Below are 16739 nucleotides of genomic sequence, written 5' to 3' on the forward strand. Positions count from 1 at the left end.
GAAGGGAGAGGAAGCGGATGGAAAATAGAGAAACGGTGAACGGCGCGGTGCTTATGGTGCAGGGTACGGCCTCGGATGTCGGGAAAAGCGTCATCGTGACGGCGCTCTGCCGCATTTTCGCCCAGGATGGGTTTCGCACCGCCCCCTTCAAGTCCCAAAACATGGCTTTAAACTCCTACGTTACCCCGGACGGCCGGGAAATCGGCCGGGCCCAGGGGGTTCAAGCCGAGGCCTGCGGCATCGCCGCCACCACGGACATGAATCCGGTGCTGATCAAGCCGACCGGAGACATGCATTCGCAGATCGTCGTTCACGGCCAGCCGCTCAAGCGTCTCAGCGCGGCGGATTACCGGGAGAAGTTTCTCCCGGAGGCGAAGCCGCTTGTGATGGATGCCTTGAACCGCCTGCGCCGGCAATACGACATTGTCCTCATGGAGGGGGCCGGCAGTCCGGCGGAAATCAACCTGAAGCAGCGCGACATCGTTAATATGAATCTGGCCGGGTGGGCGGATGCGCCGGTTATTTTGGTCGGGGACATCGATCGCGGCGGGGTGTTCGCGTTCCTGGTCGGAACACTGGAACTGCTGGAGCCGGAGGAGCGGGCCCGAGTCAAAGGCTTCATCATCAACAAATTCCGCGGGGATCTTTCCCTGCTTCAGCCGGGGCTAGATTGGCTGGAGCGGCGCACCGGCATTCCCGTGCTCGGCGTGTTGCCTTATCTTCCCGACCTGGATATTGAAGCTGAAGATTCGGTCGTTTTGGATACTTATCCTTCGGCGGCGGAATCCGCCGGGGAGCAAGCCGCGGTCGATATCGCCGTAATCCGTTATCCGCGCATTTCCAATTTCACCGATTTCGCTCCGCTCGCCGCCGAGCCGGACGTATCGCTCCGTTACGTGGACAAGCCCGCCGACCTGGGGCAGCCCGACGCGATTATCCTGCCGGGCACAAAGGACACGATCGGAGACCTGTCCTTCCTGCGGGAGCAGGGATGGGATCTAGCCATCCGCCGGCATATGGAGTTGCGGGAGCATGCTCAGCTGGCCGGCATCTGCGGAGGCTATCAGATGCTCGGTGCGCGTTTGCACGACCCCGAGGCGGTGGAGGCGGATGCGCCGCGGTCGGCGGAAGGTCTGGGCTGGCTGCCGCTCGCGACGACCTTCCGCGCGGGCAAAAAGACGGATCGCGTCCGCGGGACGACGGCAACCGGGCATCCGGTACGGCTGCATCCTCCCGGCCAGGCCGCCTTGCCTATCGAAGGCTACGAAATCCATCAAGGGGAGACGGTTCGGTTGCCGGCAGCTTCCGCTTCGGCATCTTCTGCTTCTGCCTTCGCTTCCGCCGGCTCAGCTATATCCGATATGTTCCTGATCCGCCGCGAAATGGCCGCTTCCGTCGACGGGCCGCCTACGGACGGGGACGAAGTCCATCCCGAAGGCGCCGCACGCTCTGATGGACGCGTGTTCGGCACTTATTTGCACGGCCTGTTTCATAACGACGCGTGGCGGCGGGCCTGGTTGGACGGCATTCGCACGGCGAAGGGACTTGATCCCCTGGGCCCGACCTTCACGGCGGCCTCCCGCAAGGAAGCGGCCTTCGACCGCCTCGCTGGGCATGTCCGGCGGCATCTGAAGCTGGAGCAAATTTATGAAATCGCCGGGCTCGATCCGGCGCTGGCGAACAGGAAGGGCGGCTAGGAAGTCAGCTAACCTCGTTTGCAGCGGATGGGTCATTTTTTATACGTTCAGTCATCAATCATTGACCCTGTTTTTTGGTTCAACCTAATCATCAGTGCTTGACAGTCAAGCCGGCAACAGACCGTGGCCTGGAGCGAGACTCGCTATCCGGAGGCTTTGCACGATTATCCCCTTTGACCAGGTGACTATGCTTCCTGAACTAAAGGGATGATCGTGCAAAGTGCTTTGGAGGGACAACCTCCCCCCATCTCCATTATCATTTATTTTGTCAGCACTGATTTTGGTCTTGAGCATGAAGCTGATTGATTGAAACGATCCCCGGGACCCGATCCGCAAGCTGGTGATCCCGAACACCGGGGAACTGAAGGAGTACGGGCGTTGGGACGCTTCCGACGAAGACACGAACTACGTCGTTCCCGGCTGCCAGCACAAATACAGGACGACCGCGCTGCTCATCGTATCGGAGGTTTGCGGCTAGCGAAAACGTCAGGGCTGGGCAAACGCGAGCGTTTGTCGATGAGCCGCACCTCGGGGAAAATCGAAATTTTGGCGATCGAAAACGGCTTCGCTTACCTGAAATACCATCAGTCCAGAGATGACGAATACGGGAAGTTTATGGTGCTGGAATGCCCGGACGATGCCGCCTGGTTCGACGATCTGCCGGGGAACGATGCGCACCGGAAGAAGCCGGAGAAAAAACGGGCGGATATCGTTTCCGTCAACGAGCTGCCCGAGAAATCTGGCTTGTCCGACATAAGCGTATAGAATGGTGCATAAGTGCTAAAGCGTTCTGGCCGGCAGATGGAGCAGCTCCCATACGGAGGAGAGCATCTCCGCCCAATTAGATGCGGAACTTTTCCACCGCTTCGCGCAGCGACAGCGCCTGCTCGTGAAGGGAGCGCACGGTTTGGGCGTGGCTTTCCATCTCGGTGAGCTGCTGCTGCGAATATTGGGCGATTTGCTCCATGCTTTCCAGCGATTTGGCCGTAATGTTGGCCGCTTCCTCAACCGAGGCGGTAACTTCTTCCGTGCCGGCGGAAACCTGCTGCGTGGAAGAGGACACCGATTGGATCGTTAAATTGATGTTTTGGATCAGCTCCGTCAGTTGGCCGAAGGCTCTGCCGGCTTGTTTTACGCGGCCGGTCCCGGAGACGATCTGCTCGCTGGCGCGCTGCATGGCGCTGACGGAATTTTCCGATTCCTCGCGGATGCTCAGCAAATATTCGCCGATTTCGTCCATGGCCCCCCGGGACTGCTCCGCCAGCTTGCGCACTTCCTCGGCGACGACGGCGAAGCCTTTGCCGTTCTCCCCGGCGCGCGAAGCTTCGATGGCCGCGTTTAACGCCAGAATATTAATCTGTTTCGTGATTTCTGTAATCGTGCCGACGACGGTGGCGATCGATTCGGACCGTTCGTTCAGAATGCGGATGTGCTCCAGCGTGCGTCCGGCCGCTTCCTCGACGAGCTGCATCTGCTCGACGGCCGTTTGTGCTAACGCATTGCCGGCGCCGGCTTCCTCGGCGGCTTGTCCGATCCGTTCGGTGACCTCGGCGGAAGAGGAGGCGATATGCTGGATGCCCTGCGAAATTTCTTCCATCGCCCGGGCGTTCTCGGCGGCGGCCGTGGCGATCGTCAGACTGCCGGATTCGATTTCCCGCGTCGCTGCGTTGGAGCGGGTGATCAACGCCCCAAACGTGTCTACCGACCGGGATAAATGTTCCGATCCGCTCACGACGATTTGCGATGTGTCCAGCACTTTAGCGAACATCTCTTTGAGCTGGTTCGTCATCGTACGGAAGCTTGCGGCAAGCTGAGCGACTTCATCATGGCCAGCCACCTCGATCGCCTGCCGGAAATCGCCGCCGGCCATTTTTTCCGTAACGGCAACCAGCTTTTTGATCGATTTGGTGATGCGCCGGCTAACAAAATATGCGACCAACAGCCCGGCTCCGATCACGAGGGCGGTTATACCGATGCAGATCTGCAAAATTTCCGCCCGCTTCTGATCGATAAAAGTGGCGTCCAGCCCGATGGCCAGCACCGCTTTGCTTCCGGGGATCGCGATAAACGCCGTCTTGTGCGAACCGAACCGGTCCGAATACAGCTCGCTGATATGTATTTCGCCATCGGAGGTCTCGGCCATGGCGTTTTGAATCTCCAACGGGTCGCCGGCTTTCATTCCGGAATTTTCGTTGGCGGCGATGACGGCAGCTCCGTTTTCCTGAAGCTGGATCAGGTAGGCGTTGTTTAAATGAAACTCCTTGGCGCTTTTCGTCAAATAGGATTCAACCGCAAACCGGGAATTTTCCTTGCCGCTCATCAGTTGCATCGCCTGATTCGTGTCCAGCCTTTTGTAAATGTCCTGCGTACTGGTCAGGAGCACTTTGTCAAATTGCGGCAGCACGTTTTGGCTAATGATTCCCATAGAAATGTAATAAAAGCTTACACTAAACAAAAGCGAAGATACTACGATAAGCGCTGCAAACGTAAGCATGAATTTGCGGCTGATGGAGCTGTTGATTTTTAACACGGAAATCTCCCCAATCTCTCCCATAAAATAAGTGTTTTATGTCTATAGTCCTATGCCCGAACCGTGGATTCTCTTTTTTTAACCACTGGTTCATAAGTATTATTTTATAGGAAAAAATGCCCTTTGAAAATGAAAAATATCCGCTGAATGTTTGCGAAAAAGAAAAAAATCAGAGCTTTCAACCTTTTGAAGGGGAAGAAGGCTCTGATTTCTTACATTTAGCGTTAGATATAAGTCAACTGTTTCGGATAGGCGGTCAACACTTCCACGCCGGAGGCGGTCACGAGCACGTCGTCCTCGATGCGGACGCCGCCGACTCCAGGCACATAAATCCCGGGCTCTACCGTAAATACGTTGCCTTCCGTCAGCAATTGTTCGTTCTTGCCGTGGACGGAAGGGAATTCATGGACGTCAATGCCCAGCCCGTGGCCTAACCGGTGAATAAAATAGCGGCCGTAACCGGCGGCTTCGATCACGCCGCGGGCGGCTTTGTCGATCGAGGCGAAGCTGACTCCCGGTTTGATGGCTTCGATGGCGGCCGTGTTGGCAGCCAGCACGGTTTCGTATATTTTGACCAGTTCATCGGACAACTCCCCTACGGCAAACGTGCGGGTGATGTCGGAAGCGTATCCGTCCGCGTAAACCCCGATGTCAAACATGACAAGATCGCCGCGGCGAATTTGCCGCGTTCCGGGAACGCCGTGCGGCAAAGCCGTCTTTTCTCCGGACAGCACCATGGAGTCGAAAGAAGGGCCGTCCGCGCCCAGCTTGCGGATTTGATACTCCACTTCGGCAACCAGCTCGTTTTCGCTGACCCCTTCCTTGACCTGGCGTACCGATTCCGTCAGCACCTGCTCGATCAGGTTTACGGCGCGCTTGATTTTAGCGACTTCGTCCGCGCTTTTGCGGAAGCGAAGCTCACGCAGCCACGGGCCAACGTCCAAATACCGGGAAAAACCAAGCGTTTCCTGCATTTGTTCGAACCTGGCCACGGAGACCTGCTCTTTTTCGAACCCGATCGTGCCGATCGTCCCCTTCAAACGCTGTTTCAGCAGGAGATATGGATCGTCCGTGTCCTGGTGGGTGATGATTTCTGCGACGTCCGCCGCCGCCCGGGCCGCTTCCTCGTCCAGCGCGGGCACCACGAGAAACGGTTCGCTTCCCGCTTGAAGGACGGCGCCAAGAAAGCGTTCATGAGGATTGCTCAGGAATCCGGTGAGATAGTATACATGTTTCGGATCGGTAATCAGCAGGGTGCTGATCCCGGATTCGCGCATTTTTCGGTCAAGCTCAGCCCATTTCATATTCATTAAAAAATACTTCCTTTCGCAAGCAGTTTCAAATATCATTATAGGCTAATAATTGGAAAAGGGATAGTTGGGGGCCGGCGTAAAATTTAACGGAATAATGGTTTACATTTGCGGAAATTTCAATAGAATGGGAAGAAGCTATGTTATGTAAAATTTGAATCAATTGGCTAAAAGGAGAGACGACGTTGACAGCGGAAAAAAAGAATCAAACCCCACTCATCCTGATCGGCCTGATGCTGGCGATCCTGATGTCGGCCATGGACAACACGATCGTGACGACGGCGATGGGGACGATCGTCGCCGATCTCGGCGGCATGGAGCAGTTCGTCTGGGTAACCTCCGCCTATATGGTGGCGGTGATGGCGGGAACGCCGATTTTCGGCAAACTGTCCGATATGTACGGGCGGAAACGCTTTTTCCTGTTCGGGATCATCACGTTTTTGCTCGGATCGATCCTGTGCGGGCTGGCCGGCAGCATCATGCAGCTCAGCATCTTCCGGGCGATCCAGGGGATCGGCGGCGGGGCGCTGATGCCGATCGCATTTACGATCATCTATGACATTTTCCCTGTGGAGCAGCGCGGCAAAATGACCGGCCTGCTTGGGGCGGTATTCGGCACCTCCAGCATTTTCGGCCCGCTGCTCGGCGCGTTTATCACCGATTCGCTGGGATGGCACTGGGTCTTTTACATCAATGTGCCGATCGGGATCGTCTCCCTGCTGCTGATCACCGCATATTACCGGGAATCGCTTGCGCACACGAAGCAGCAAATCGATTGGAGCGGGGCGGTTACCCTCGTCGGCGCGGTGATTTGCCTGATGTTCGCGCTGGAGCTCGGCGGCGAAAAATACGCTTGGAACTCGGCGGTGATCATCGCTTTGTTTGCCGGCTTCGCCGTGCTGTTTGTCGCTTTTTTGCTGGCGGAAACCAAAGCGCGGGAGCCGATCATTTCGTTCGGCATGTTCAAAGTACGGCTTTACGCGACAAGCTGTTTGCTCGCCTTGCTGTACGGCAGCGTGTTTATCGTGGCGACGGTGTACATCCCGATTTTCGTGCAGGGCGTATTCGGCGGTTCGGCCACGAACTCAGGCATTATTTTGATGCCGATGATGGTCGGTTCGGTCGTCGGCAGCATGATGGGGGGAATGCTGACTTCCCGGCTGTCGTACCGCGCGGTTATGGCGATCTCGGTCGTCTGCTTCGTCTGCGGCGTTTTCGCCTTAAGCACGCTGACGAACGACACCTCGCGCCTGGTGCTTACCGTCTTCAGCATTTTGACGGGTTTTGGCGTCGGCTTCTCCTTTTCGGTGCTCAGCATGGCCTCCGTCCATCATTTCGATATGCGGCAGCGCGGCGCGGCGACGTCGACCAACTCCTTCCTGCGCTCGCTTGGCATGACGCTCGGGATTACGATCTTCGGGATCGTGCAGCGCAATCTGCTGGCGGACAAGATGTCGGCGGCTTTTGCCGGAACGGGACAAGCAGGGGGACAAGCAGAGGCCACCTTCGGCAATGCCCAGGAGGCGCTGAGTTCGGACAAGCGGGCCATGATCCCGCCGGAAATTTTGGATAAAATTACGGACGCCTTATCCGGTTCGATCGCGCACACCTTCATGTGGGCTTTGATTCCGGCCGTTTGTTCCATCATGGTCGTCATCGCCATGCCCAAGGACCGGATTGTTCGCGGCGCGGCGGCCAGGCCGTCCAAGCCGTCCAAGCAGCAGGGCTGAATGGTTTGAGACAAAGTATACGATGATCAGGATGGAGAGAAAAGCACCATGCGGTTGCGCTCTGTCAACTAGAAATCGGCGCTTGAGAGCTGGCAGCTGGCTGAGCTAGCTGTGGAACGACGAACCTTGCCAGCGGGCAACTGGCTGTTGGAACAACGAACCGTAGGCTGGGTTTAGACGAAATGGCCTTCAAAATAGCGGCATTTTATGCACTAGCGTTGCATAAAACCTAACGCGAATAATCAAATATTAGTTAAATATGGGTAATTATGATCATTTTTCATGGAAAAAGCATAAAAAATCTCCTATTGTAAAGAGGTAGGTACGTTGTCCATAACTCTCTACAAAAGGAGACCATCCATGGATAACGTTAAAGCTAAAACGGTCATTCGTCAACTGATTTCCTTACTGCCCATCGATGTGCATCAACGTTTACTCTTCGACCATTACACCAAGAAACTTACCACGATGAAAGCGATCATGCTCTTCATCAATGCTCAGTTGAAACAATGGTCATCTTACGGTGAAATGGAAATTGCACTTCGTGCTGAGCCGAAACTTCAGCAGCTTCTACAGTTGGAGAGTATCAGCGGCTCGCAATTATCCCGAAAACTCGATCAGATCCCAACGGAGCTGTTGGAGTGGATGTTTCAGCATCTGGCATCACAAACACAGCAACGTGCTTGCCACCAGGGCCAGAGCGGGAAATTGCACATCATTGATTCTTCCAGCATTCGACTGCCGCTTCAACTTGGAAGTTGGGCCAAGATGTCAAATAAGAGTAGCGGCGTCAAGATGCATCTGCGCCTCGTTGTTACAGCTCCCGACAAGCTATTTCCTGATGCCATGATCCCCAGTTCGCTCAATGTAGGGGATCGTGCGGGGGCCGTTGAACTGGTCGTCCCCTCGGATGCGATTTATGTGATGGATCGCGGTTATGATGATTATGCCCGGATGGATCAATGGGTCCAGGACAACATCCAGTTTGTGATCCGTATGCGAGATCGCGCGCTTGCCACCGTCATTGAGGAGTATCCTGTTCCGGAAGGCTCGAACATCACGCGGGACGCCAAGGTTTGCGTGGGCAGTTCCTTCCGATCCATGGAACATTCCGTTCGTTTGGTGGAGTTTTATGACGAGCAGGAACGGACTTATCGTATTTTTACATCGGTATGGGATAAGACCGCTGAAGAAATCGCGCAGATCTACAAAAATCGCTGGCTCATCGAGTTGTATTTTAAATGGCTGAAGCAACATTTGCGATTGAAGAAGCTGCACAGTCATAAACCACAGGCTATTTGGAACCAATTATTCTTGGCTTTAATTACTGCCTTGCTCGTGGAGCACATCCGGCACAGCACCCAAACGGCAAAAACAAACTGGCAAGTGCTCCGGATTCTCCGCGAGTATTTGTACCGTTCATGGCGATCCTTTCGAACCGAACTGGATCGGAAACCCAGTCGAAGTAGTCCGGGGAGACGTCCGGGGTCAGGTCCCAAAGCGTTATCGGTGCGCACAATGGTTGGGATAATTAAGCCAAGCAAGTTCAAGAAATAATATCCATTATATACATTTAATGGGACATCGCGACCTACGCATTAGGTAACCTTGACTTTTTGGTCTTAAGCTTAAAAAATGACTGTAAAAAAATCCGTTTATAGTTTCAATAATCCAAATGTGGGTTTTGCTGAAAATTGATGTTAGTGTTCTTGCAACGCTAGTGCATTTTATGTACTTATTATCCGGAGCCAAGCATGTTTATCCTCATTAGCGGCAGTTTTTGTCCTTATCTTCCTGCGGGTGGCCCAAAATGCGGGCATTTCGATAGCGGCCGGGGAAATTAGCGGCATAAATTGCCGCTATCTCTCTCAAACGGGCGGATATCGGCGGAATAGCGGCGTTTTTTAGCCTTATTTTTTCGCTGGAGTTCTTCCGGCCACCCTGGCCCAAAGAAAAAGCCGCTCCCGAAACATGGACGTTCAAGTCCATGCCAGGGAGCGGCTTCTTTCCATGATAAGCGTGCCTATAGTCACACCTATAGGCACGCCGTGTAGTCACAGCGTGTAGGCACGCAATTAGGCACGCCGCGTAGGTAAACCGCGTAGTCACGCCGTGTTAGGCGCGCCGCGTAGGCATAGCGTGTAGGCATGCCGCGTAGGCAAACTGCGTAGTCACGCCGTGTAGCACACCGGCTTTAGGAGCGCAGCTCCTTGACCACATTCGGCGGTGTGCCGCCGGCCAGCGCCGTGGCCAGGTTCTCCGCGGCCAGCAACGCCATTTGACGGCGGGTCTGCGCGGTGGAGGACCCGATATGCGGCAGGGTGACGACGTTCGGCAAGCCGAGCAGCGGATGGTCCGGGGCAATCGGCTCGCGCTCGAAAACGTCGAGCCCGGCGCCGTAGATGCGTTTTTGCCGCAGCGCTTCGGTCAGCGCGGCTTCGTCGACCGTCGCCCCCCTGGAGGCGTTGACGAACACGGCCGTGGGCTTCATCCAGGCAAGCTCGCGTTCGCCGATCAGCCCCCGCGTTTCCGGGGTCAGCGGCGTCATCAGGACGACGAAGTCGGATGTTTGCAGCAGCTCTTCCATAGAGCAGTACACGGCGCCCAGTTCGGCTTCGGTCCCGGGCTTGCGGCTGCGGTTATGGTACAGCACGTCCATGCCGAAGCCCAAATGGCCCCGGCGGGCGACGGCTTCCCCGATTTCCCCCATGCCGATGACGCCAAGCGTCTTGTGGTGCACATCAAGCCCGAACAAAATTTCGTCGTCGCCGCGTTTCCATTTCCCTTGCTTGACGTACTGGTCCAGTTCCGGCACGCGGCGGGCGACCGCCAGCATCAAGGCAAAAATCAGGTCCGCGACCGTGTCGTTCAGCACCGACGGCGTGTTCGTTCCGATCACGCCGCGGGCTTTCATCGCCTCCAGGTCAAAGTTGTTGTAGCCGACGCTGATATTGCTGACGGCCTTCAGGCGGGGAGCATGCTCCAGCAGCTCCGCGTCGATCCGGGTGCCGGACGTCAGCAGGCCGTCCGCTTCGGCTAGGCTTGCGAGCAGCCGCGCGCGGGGAATCGGTCCGTCGCCGTCCCACTTGCTGCAAAGGCAGTGTTCGGCGAGATAGGCCTCAACCTCCGGAGGCACGGGTCTGGCGATAAATACATGTGGCTTCACGGTTCTCCTCTCCCTTTTCTATATAAGTTGAACTATTGATTGTACGTGTGGGGCAGCCGTGTGAAATGTTCTTACGAACGCTGTTGTTCGCAGATTTCGATGACCGGGTTTAAAATTAAATCGAATTAAATTCAAATATTGTAGAAATCCGCTCACAAAGGCGACCAAGCGTATGCTTTCGATGCAGCTTTCTTGCAGAAAGCTTTGAGTTTCTTCAGAATCATTTCCCCAAGGTTCAATATTCTAAAATGTCACTCTTTTAGAATATTGAACCCTCTTGCCTGACCACGCTTTTTTTAGTTCAACTTATAAAGATTTCGTACAAACACTTAAACTTACCTTTATCATACCAGAAAAGAGAGGGGGAGGCGTTAGCGATTGTCAATCTTTTCCGGGTACATGTCGTGATTGAGCAGGCGGTGTTCGGCCATTGCCTCGTATTTGGTGCCGGGGCGTCCGTAGTTGCAGTACGGATCGATGGAAATGCCGCCGCGCGGGGTAAATTTGCCCCATACCTCGATGTACTTCGGATCCATCAGCTTGATCAGGTCGTTCATGATGATGTTGACGCAATCCTCGTGGAAATCGCCGTGATTGCGGAAGCTGAACAGGTAGAGTTTCAGCGATTTGCTCTCCACCATTTTCACGTCGGGAATGTAGCTGATGTAGATGGTGGCGAAATCCGGCTGCCCGGTAATCGGACAAAGGCTCGTAAACTCGGGACAGTTGAATTTTACAAAATAGTCGCGGTAAGGGTGTTTATTGTCAAACGATTCGAGCACTTCCGGCGCGTAATTAAACGGATATTTTACGCCCTGGTTGCCCAGCAGCGTAACGTCTTGCATTTCTTCAGGTTTTCTTCCGGCCATGGTTGGCTCTCCTTTGCAAAGTGGTTTTATCAATATAGAAAAAATAATTGCCAAAACTATACGCCGCGTTTGTTCCCCCATACGAGGGCATGCAGCTGCGGCAGAACGCGCACGTTATTCAATTCGGATGAGGCGACAACCTTGTCGATCAACGCTTCATAGCGCCGCAGCAGATCGGCGGCATGCTCCCGGATATCCATCCGCCGTACGTCGGGATTGCCGACCTGCACATACATCGCCGTATCCGGGTAGCGGGCGTGCACTTGTTTGGCGTAGGCGAGATCGGCCTCGTCAAACACGACGACCTTCAGGCTGACGGCCAAGGGATGGGGGCGATGGGACAGCTTGGTCACGATATCGTCCAGAATAGCCCAATCGGTCTCCATTCCCGAGCTCGGCGGCTTGGGCGACAGCGTGACCTGCTCGATCTCGGCCAGCCAGTCCTGCCAGCGCGAGCCTTGCGTCTCGACGGCGATGGCAACGCCCTTGGCGTGCAGCAGTGCCACCAGGCCGGCGAGCTGCGGCAGTAGGGCGGGGTTGCCGCCCGACAGCGTGACGTGCGAGAAACGATCGCCGCCGATCTCCCGCAGCTCTTCCCAGATCGCCGCCGGCGTCATGAAGCGGATCGCGTCTTTGGCGCTGCCGTCCCAGGTGAAGGCCGAGTCGCACCAGACGCAGCGGTAATCGCAGCCGGCGGTGCGGACGAACATCGTTTTTTGCCCGATGACCATGCCCTCGCCCTGAACGGTTGGTCCAAACACTTCCAGCACGGGAATCGGCGGGTTATTCATCCAGCATCCACTCCCGTCTGACTTCGGCATAGCTGGTCGGCGTCTCGTACAGGCGGACGAACTCCGTCCGGCCTTCCAGCACGACATTCCGGTAGGTCTCCGACCCAAGCGCGGCTTCCATTTTCTCGAACAGCCATACGACCATGTTTTCCGCCGTCGTATTCATCGGCGGCAGCGTTTCGTTCAAATAACGGTGATCGAGATAAACTTCGATCTCGTTTTTCCAGATCTCCTTAATCGTGCCGAAATCAACGGTAATGCCGATCTCGTTAGGCAGGGCGCTGATGCCAAACACGGCTTTATACGTGTGGCCGTGCAGATTTTTGCATTTGCCTTCATAGGCATGCAGATGGTGGGCGGCGTCGAAAGTAAATTCCTTGCTGACGAGAACGCGGCGCCGGTGGTAGCGCAGCTGCTCCTTGCCGATGTCGCGACCCAGCTTCTGCAGCGATTCGACGATTCGAAATTCGCCCGGCGTCCGGCTCATTGTTTGTCCGCCCCCTGACGCTCCAGCAGGTATTTGTCCAGGCCGGCTTTGCGCAGCTTGCAGGCCGGGCATTCGCCGCAGCCGTCGCCGATGACGCCGTTATAGCAGGTGAGCGTCCGTTCGCGCACAAAATCGAAGGCCCCTAGCTCGTCGGCCAGCTTCCACGTCTCGGCCTTGTCGATCCACATCAGCGGCGTGTGGATCACGAATTCGTAATCCATCGCCAAATTGAGCGTCACGTTCAGCGATTTGACGAACACGTCGCGGCAGTCGGGATACCCGCTGAAATCGGTCTCGCAGACGCCGGTCACGATATGCTTGGCGCCGATCCCTTTGGCCAGGACGGCCGCAAAGCTGAGGAACAGGTGATTGCGCCCGTCCACGAACGTGCTGGGGAGCTCCCCGTCCTTTTGCACGATGGCGATGTCGCTGCGGGTCAGCGCGTTTTGCGTCAACTGGCCGAGCAGGCTCATGTCGAGAATCGTGTGCTTGATATCAAGCTCTTGGGCGATGTCCTTGGCGCATTCGATTTCGCGAGCGTGGCGCTGGCCGTAATCGAACGTCACGGCCTCCACTTCGCCGAACTGCTTTTTCGCCCAGAACAGGCAGGTGGTGCTGTCTTGACCGCCGCTAAAGACGACGACCGCTTTTTCGTTTTTAAGCATAAAAAAACCCTCCATCTTCTTTGGGATTTGAAAGCGGCAAGCCTTGGCCGCCGGCAGAAGAAAGAGAGTTCTTGAACTGGTCGCAAAAAAACAAGCCCGGTTCCGGCGGGTGTTTCGGCTGCCCCTTCCGCGCTTGCAGCGCTGATGAACGGAACGCCAAAATCAACCCCTCCATATGACAGGGCGTTTTATAGTTTTTTATAGAGGGAGTTCTCGAACCTCTCCCATGCCGTAAGCCGGATCCGGCCAGCATGGATTCTTCTTCAATTGGGTGCTTTCATAATAGGCATTAGGCACAAAGTTCATTATAACACAATTTTTATAGCGGGAAAGGGGCTGATGCGATTCGGACGCAGGTAGTTCTTTGGAAGTGATATGTTATTTAGCTGTTCACAAAACCGGGGATATCGTCGATAATGGAGTAGATCATTTATAGATCAATATAGAGGAGGGTGAACGATGAAAAAAATGAAATGGCTGGCCATTCCCGTCATTTTGCTATTGGCGGTGCTGACCGGATGTCAAGCCGTAGGCGGCTTTGACGTCAGCAAGGCGCTGGCCGGCAGCCTGAACCCGACATCCAGCGAATCCAGACAGACGCTTAAGGTGGAACTGGTGCCGGCTTCCGGAAACTTGTCTGCCGAGGACAAAGCAGCTATCGAACTGATCAATTCTTTATCTATCAATATTGACAGCGCCAAGGTGCAGGATAAAAATCATGCGTCCATCAAAGGCTCGGTCGGATTCCAGGGAGGAAACATCCCGTTTCTGATGTCGATGGATGCCGCTAAAGGGATTGCGTTCCAGATCGAAGGAGCTAAGCAGCCACTGTACATATCGCTGGATAACGCGCTGTCCAAAGAAATGGGCATGAATGAAGAAGGCGTGCAAAATTTAACGTTGAAGACAGCGGAGCTTATTTTCAAGCATTTCCCGAATCCGTCGGTCCTCACCGTAAAACAAACGCAGGAACAGGTTAACGGCGAATCGTTAAACCTGACCAATCTGCACGCCGAGATCCGCGGCGATGAGCTGGTCGGCATGATCAAGCCGTTTCTTGTCAGCTTGTCCACGGATGAGCAAGGTTTGAAAGAGCTGATCGGCGAGTTTTATGATATGGTACTTCCTGTTGTTAACGCCGTTAACGAGTTTGGTGCCGGGGACATGGGAACAACGATGGACCAGCAGTCCAAAGCGCAAGTTGTAGAAGAACTTTACCCGGAAATCAAAAAAGAACTGGAAGAGTTCATCAAAGACTTTGATAAAGATATTGCCGTTCTGCTGAACGATACGCCGGAATTGTCCACCGTGCTTGGCAAAGATACGGTGCTTAAGCTGGACCTGTATTTCGACAGCAATCTGAACATCCGCAAGCAAACGATGGATCTGAACATAGCGCTCCCCAGCTCGGAAGATCTCCCGATTTCGGCGATCAAGGTTCACAGCGAAAACGAAGTCTGGAACATTGGCGGCCAGGTGGCCATCGATCAGGTGGATACCTCTGCGGGCGTGCTTGACACGACGGACGGAAAGGTAACGCCGGGGCAAATTTTGCGCAATTTCCAAGAAGTGACGCCGCTCTATAAGCTGCTTAAGGACCAAATGAAGATCGGCCATAAATATGCGGTGATCGATTCGAAAAACGATTATTACGGAGTCATCAATAAAAAGGGCACTGCTTTCGTGCCGCTTCGCTACTTGTCGGAGCAGTTCGACGCCGAAGTGAAATGGACGGAAGGCTCGAAACGGATCGTTGTTGTCAACGATCTCACCGGGGAGGAAATCGTCCTGACGATCGGCTCCAAACAAGCGGTGGTGGGCGGCAAGACCGTTCAGTTGAGCGGGCCGGTGTTCGTGCACAAGGACGGAGCGACCTACGTGCCGCTGCGTTTTCTGGCAGAAGCGCTGGGAGCGACGGTTGAGGTCGACCCCGAAGGCTGGATTACTGTGGAACGGAAGTAAAATGCCGCTTAGTTAACGTTTTGTTAACGCTTAGTCTTAACGTTTGGTTGAAGCTTTAGCTTATGCGTGGGATTGTCCCTGTCACTTTGGGTGGCGGGGACAATTTTTTATAGTCCCCAAATGCAAAAGTGCAGGCGATATTTGTCAGATTTCCTCGAAATAGTCCATCGAAATGCAAAAGCTTTTGCATTTGACGGGCCATTGTCAGGGGATTGGGCGCGAACGAACTGTATTTTTGCATCTCGCAGGAGCCGGCGCAGCCCGTATCCGTTACGTTTATCCCGGCTCCTATTGCCTAAATCCCTGTTTCTTTATATAATGATAATCATTATCAGTAGAGGTATGAATGGGGGATCAATTAGAAATATGCACGCTTTTAAATATCGTTTTCTTACTTTGGCTGTAATTATGCTGATGGCCGTCGTGCTTGCCGCCTGCGGCGGTCAAGGCGGAAACGCCGGGGCGAATGGGGCTGGCGGAGCTCCCGCAAATGGGGCCGCGAACGGCGGAGCCGCGGGGAATGCGCAGGGCGGAAACGCCGGAGCATCGGAAGGACAAGCCGGGACGAGAGTCTACACGGACTATAAAGGGGAGCAAGTGGAAATCCCAACGAATCCGCAGCGGATCGTGTCGATCACGCATTTGGGCGACCTGGCGGCCTTGGGCGTGAAGCCGGCTGGCGCCGGCTCGGTGGCGCTGGAAAATTCGGTTTTGCTGCAAAAGGAGCTGGAAGGTGTCGAGAATGTCGGCGATGTATCCGTGGAGAAGGTGCTGGAGCTTCAGCCAGACCTCATTATCGTGCCTACTTATCTGCCGGCCGAGACTGTGGAACAGCTCAAAAAAATCGCACCGGTCGTTACTCTGGCCACGACAGGCTGGGAGGGCGTCGATCCGCTCGAAGAGGTGAAGACGGTTGGCGCCTTGCTTGGCCGGGAGAAAGAGGCGGAAGCGTTCATTACCCGCTACAAGCAAAAAGCGGAAGAAGCCAAGGCTAAGCTGCAGGAAGTCATTGGCCCGGACGAAACCGTCGGAACGTATTCGATTTGGGCGAAAAATTTCTGGGTATGGCCGAAAACGCGGGATGCCGGCTACAACCTGTACGAGATGTTCGGCTTGAAGCCGCTTGACAAAATCGAAAAAGAAGTGTTCCCGACGACAGGGGCGGACATTTCGCTGGAGGTGCTGCCCGAGTATGCGGCGGACCACATGTTCGTAACGGTTTATGAGCCGGACGGCGGGGCGGAACGCGCGCAAGAGGTCATGAACGGTTCGATCTGGAAAAACCTCCCGGCGCTCAAAAACAATCATGTGTATAAGCTGGACAACAAAGAGTTTTGGATGGTTGACGGGCTGAACCTGGAGAAACAGCTGGATATTCTCGTCAATTTGGTCGTAAACCAAAATCAGAAATAACCGCGAGCGTTTGCTTGCATAAAAAAGCCGCTCCTTCGCTTGGACTGATGGAAGCGGCTTTTTGGTGTGCGGTAAGGATGGCGGAGGAAACCGGAGGATGCCGGATGCTGCGCAGGATA

Annotated in this window: 13 protein-coding genes, 1 pseudogene and 1 riboswitch; of the genes and pseudogenes, 6 read left to right on the plus strand and 8 right to left on the minus strand. The window is 54.9% G+C overall.

The window, feature by feature from the left end; all coding sequences use genetic code 11:
- The first annotated feature begins 17 nt into the window (after nucleotides 1–17).
- Together NYE74_RS31710 and NYE74_RS31715 are read left to right on the plus strand one after the other, a co-directional pair.
- Entirely contained in the window at nucleotides 18–1697 is a 1680-nt protein-coding gene (locus NYE74_RS31710) for a cobyric acid synthase (RefSeq protein WP_155620494.1), read from the plus strand.
- Nucleotides 1698–2007: 310 nt separating this feature from the next.
- A pseudogene (locus tag NYE74_RS31715) lies at nucleotides 2008–2462 on the plus strand (hypothetical protein); the annotation flags it as partial.
- Between the two features lie 76 nt (nucleotides 2463–2538).
- On the opposite strand, the gene NYE74_RS31720 reads toward NYE74_RS31715, so the two are convergent.
- Both NYE74_RS31720 and NYE74_RS31725 read right to left on the minus strand, forming a co-directional pair.
- Complete coding sequence (locus tag NYE74_RS31720; protein ID WP_213510491.1) at nucleotides 2539–4227, minus strand: methyl-accepting chemotaxis protein; 1689 nt, start codon at nucleotides 4225–4227, stop codon at nucleotides 2539–2541.
- Nucleotides 4228–4451: 224 nt separating this feature from the next.
- The gene (locus NYE74_RS31725) at nucleotides 4452–5537 is read right to left on the minus strand and encodes a M24 family metallopeptidase (protein ID WP_124331750.1); all 1086 of its coding nucleotides are present in this window, start codon (nucleotides 5535–5537) and stop codon (nucleotides 4452–4454) included.
- 233 nt (nucleotides 5538–5770) lie between these two features.
- Here NYE74_RS31725 and NYE74_RS31730 point away from each other — a divergent pair, with 233 nt between their 5' ends.
- Together NYE74_RS31730 and NYE74_RS31735 are read left to right on the plus strand one after the other, a co-directional pair.
- On the plus strand, nucleotides 5771–7267 hold the full coding sequence (locus NYE74_RS31730) for an MDR family MFS transporter (protein ID WP_155620538.1): 1497 nt from the start codon (nucleotides 5771–5773) through the stop codon (nucleotides 7265–7267).
- 360 nt (nucleotides 7268–7627) lie between these two features.
- Nucleotides 7628–8824 carry an IS4 family transposase gene (locus NYE74_RS31735; RefSeq protein WP_240752336.1) on the plus strand — a complete coding sequence of 399 codons (1197 nt, stop codon included), beginning with the start codon at nucleotides 7628–7630 and terminating at the stop codon, nucleotides 8822–8824.
- Between the two features lie 210 nt (nucleotides 8825–9034).
- On the opposite strand, the gene NYE74_RS31740 is transcribed toward NYE74_RS31735, so the two are convergent.
- From NYE74_RS31740 to queC, 6 genes are all read right to left on the minus strand, one after another.
- Nucleotides 9035–9256, minus strand: a complete 222-nt coding sequence (locus NYE74_RS31740; protein ID WP_124331727.1) for a hypothetical protein — start codon at nucleotides 9254–9256, stop codon at nucleotides 9035–9037.
- Between the two features lie 205 nt (nucleotides 9257–9461).
- Entirely contained in the window at nucleotides 9462–10433 is a 972-nt protein-coding gene (locus tag NYE74_RS31745; RefSeq protein WP_036625021.1) for a 2-hydroxyacid dehydrogenase, read from the minus strand.
- A 371-nt stretch (nucleotides 10434–10804) separates the two neighbouring features.
- The gene (gene queF, locus NYE74_RS31750; protein ID WP_036625020.1) at nucleotides 10805–11302 is read right to left on the minus strand and encodes a preQ(1) synthase; all 498 of its coding nucleotides are present in this window, start codon (nucleotides 11300–11302) and stop codon (nucleotides 10805–10807) included.
- A gap of 56 nt (nucleotides 11303–11358) precedes the next feature.
- Nucleotides 11359–12123: a 7-carboxy-7-deazaguanine synthase QueE gene (gene queE / locus NYE74_RS31755; RefSeq protein ID WP_230877144.1), complete on the minus strand. Its 765-nt coding sequence runs from the start codon at nucleotides 12121–12123 to the stop codon at nucleotides 11359–11361.
- Nucleotides 12086–12580, minus strand: a complete 495-nt coding sequence (gene queD, locus NYE74_RS31760) for a 6-carboxytetrahydropterin synthase QueD (RefSeq protein WP_155620496.1) — start codon at nucleotides 12578–12580, stop codon at nucleotides 12086–12088. The genes queE and queD overlap by 38 nt, the downstream gene beginning before the upstream one ends.
- Nucleotides 12577–13245, minus strand: a complete 669-nt coding sequence (gene queC / locus NYE74_RS31765; protein ID WP_036625015.1) for a 7-cyano-7-deazaguanine synthase QueC — start codon at nucleotides 13243–13245, stop codon at nucleotides 12577–12579. The genes queD and queC overlap by 4 nt, the downstream gene beginning before the upstream one ends.
- Nucleotides 13246–13429: 184 nt before the next feature.
- A riboswitch (PreQ1 riboswitch) is annotated at nucleotides 13430–13473 on the minus strand.
- 231 nt (nucleotides 13474–13704) lie between these two features.
- On the opposite strand from queC, the gene NYE74_RS31770 reads away from it, so the two are divergent.
- Complete coding sequence (locus tag NYE74_RS31770; protein ID WP_036625013.1) at nucleotides 13705–15207, plus strand: copper amine oxidase N-terminal domain-containing protein; 1503 nt, start codon at nucleotides 13705–13707, stop codon at nucleotides 15205–15207.
- A 366-nt stretch (nucleotides 15208–15573) separates the two neighbouring features.
- Nucleotides 15574–16620, plus strand: a complete 1047-nt coding sequence (locus NYE74_RS31775; RefSeq protein WP_341005516.1) for an ABC transporter substrate-binding protein — start codon at nucleotides 15574–15576, stop codon at nucleotides 16618–16620.
- The last annotated feature ends 119 nt before the right edge of the window (nucleotides 16621–16739 follow it).

The sequence above is a fragment of the Paenibacillus sp. FSL P4-0127 genome (genome assembly GCF_038007325.1).
In the GTDB taxonomy this organism is placed as follows: domain Bacteria; phylum Bacillota; class Bacilli; order Paenibacillales; family Paenibacillaceae; genus Fontibacillus; species Fontibacillus macerans.

Coding starts and splice junctions, on each gene's coding strand:
- NYE74_RS31770 (WP_036625013.1), top strand. CDS start 13,705: ATGAAAAAAATGAAATGGCTGGCCATTCCCGTCATTTTGCTATTGGCG.
- NYE74_RS31710 (WP_155620494.1), top strand. CDS start 18: ATGGAAAATAGAGAAACGGTGAACGGCGCGGTGCTTATGGTGCAGGGT.
- NYE74_RS31735 (WP_240752336.1), top strand. CDS start 7,628: ATGGATAACGTTAAAGCTAAAACGGTCATTCGTCAACTGATTTCCTTA.
- queC (WP_036625015.1), bottom strand. CDS start 13,245: ATGCTTAAAAACGAAAAAGCGGTCGTCGTCTTTAGCGGCGGTCAAGAC.
- NYE74_RS31725 (WP_124331750.1), bottom strand. CDS start 5,537: ATGAATATGAAATGGGCTGAGCTTGACCGAAAAATGCGCGAATCCGGG.
- NYE74_RS31730 (WP_155620538.1), top strand. CDS start 5,771: ATGCTGGCGATCCTGATGTCGGCCATGGACAACACGATCGTGACGACG.
- NYE74_RS31775 (WP_341005516.1), top strand. CDS start 15,574: ATGCACGCTTTTAAATATCGTTTTCTTACTTTGGCTGTAATTATGCTG.
- queF (WP_036625020.1), bottom strand. CDS start 11,302: ATGGCCGGAAGAAAACCTGAAGAAATGCAAGACGTTACGCTGCTGGGC.
- queD (WP_155620496.1), bottom strand. CDS start 12,580: ATGAGCCGGACGCCGGGCGAATTTCGAATCGTCGAATCGCTGCAGAAG.
- queE (WP_230877144.1), bottom strand. CDS start 12,123: ATGCCGAAGTCAGACGGGAGTGGATGCTGGATGAATAACCCGCCGATT.
- NYE74_RS31740 (WP_124331727.1), bottom strand. CDS start 9,256: ATGGACTTGAACGTCCATGTTTCGGGAGCGGCTTTTTCTTTGGGCCAG.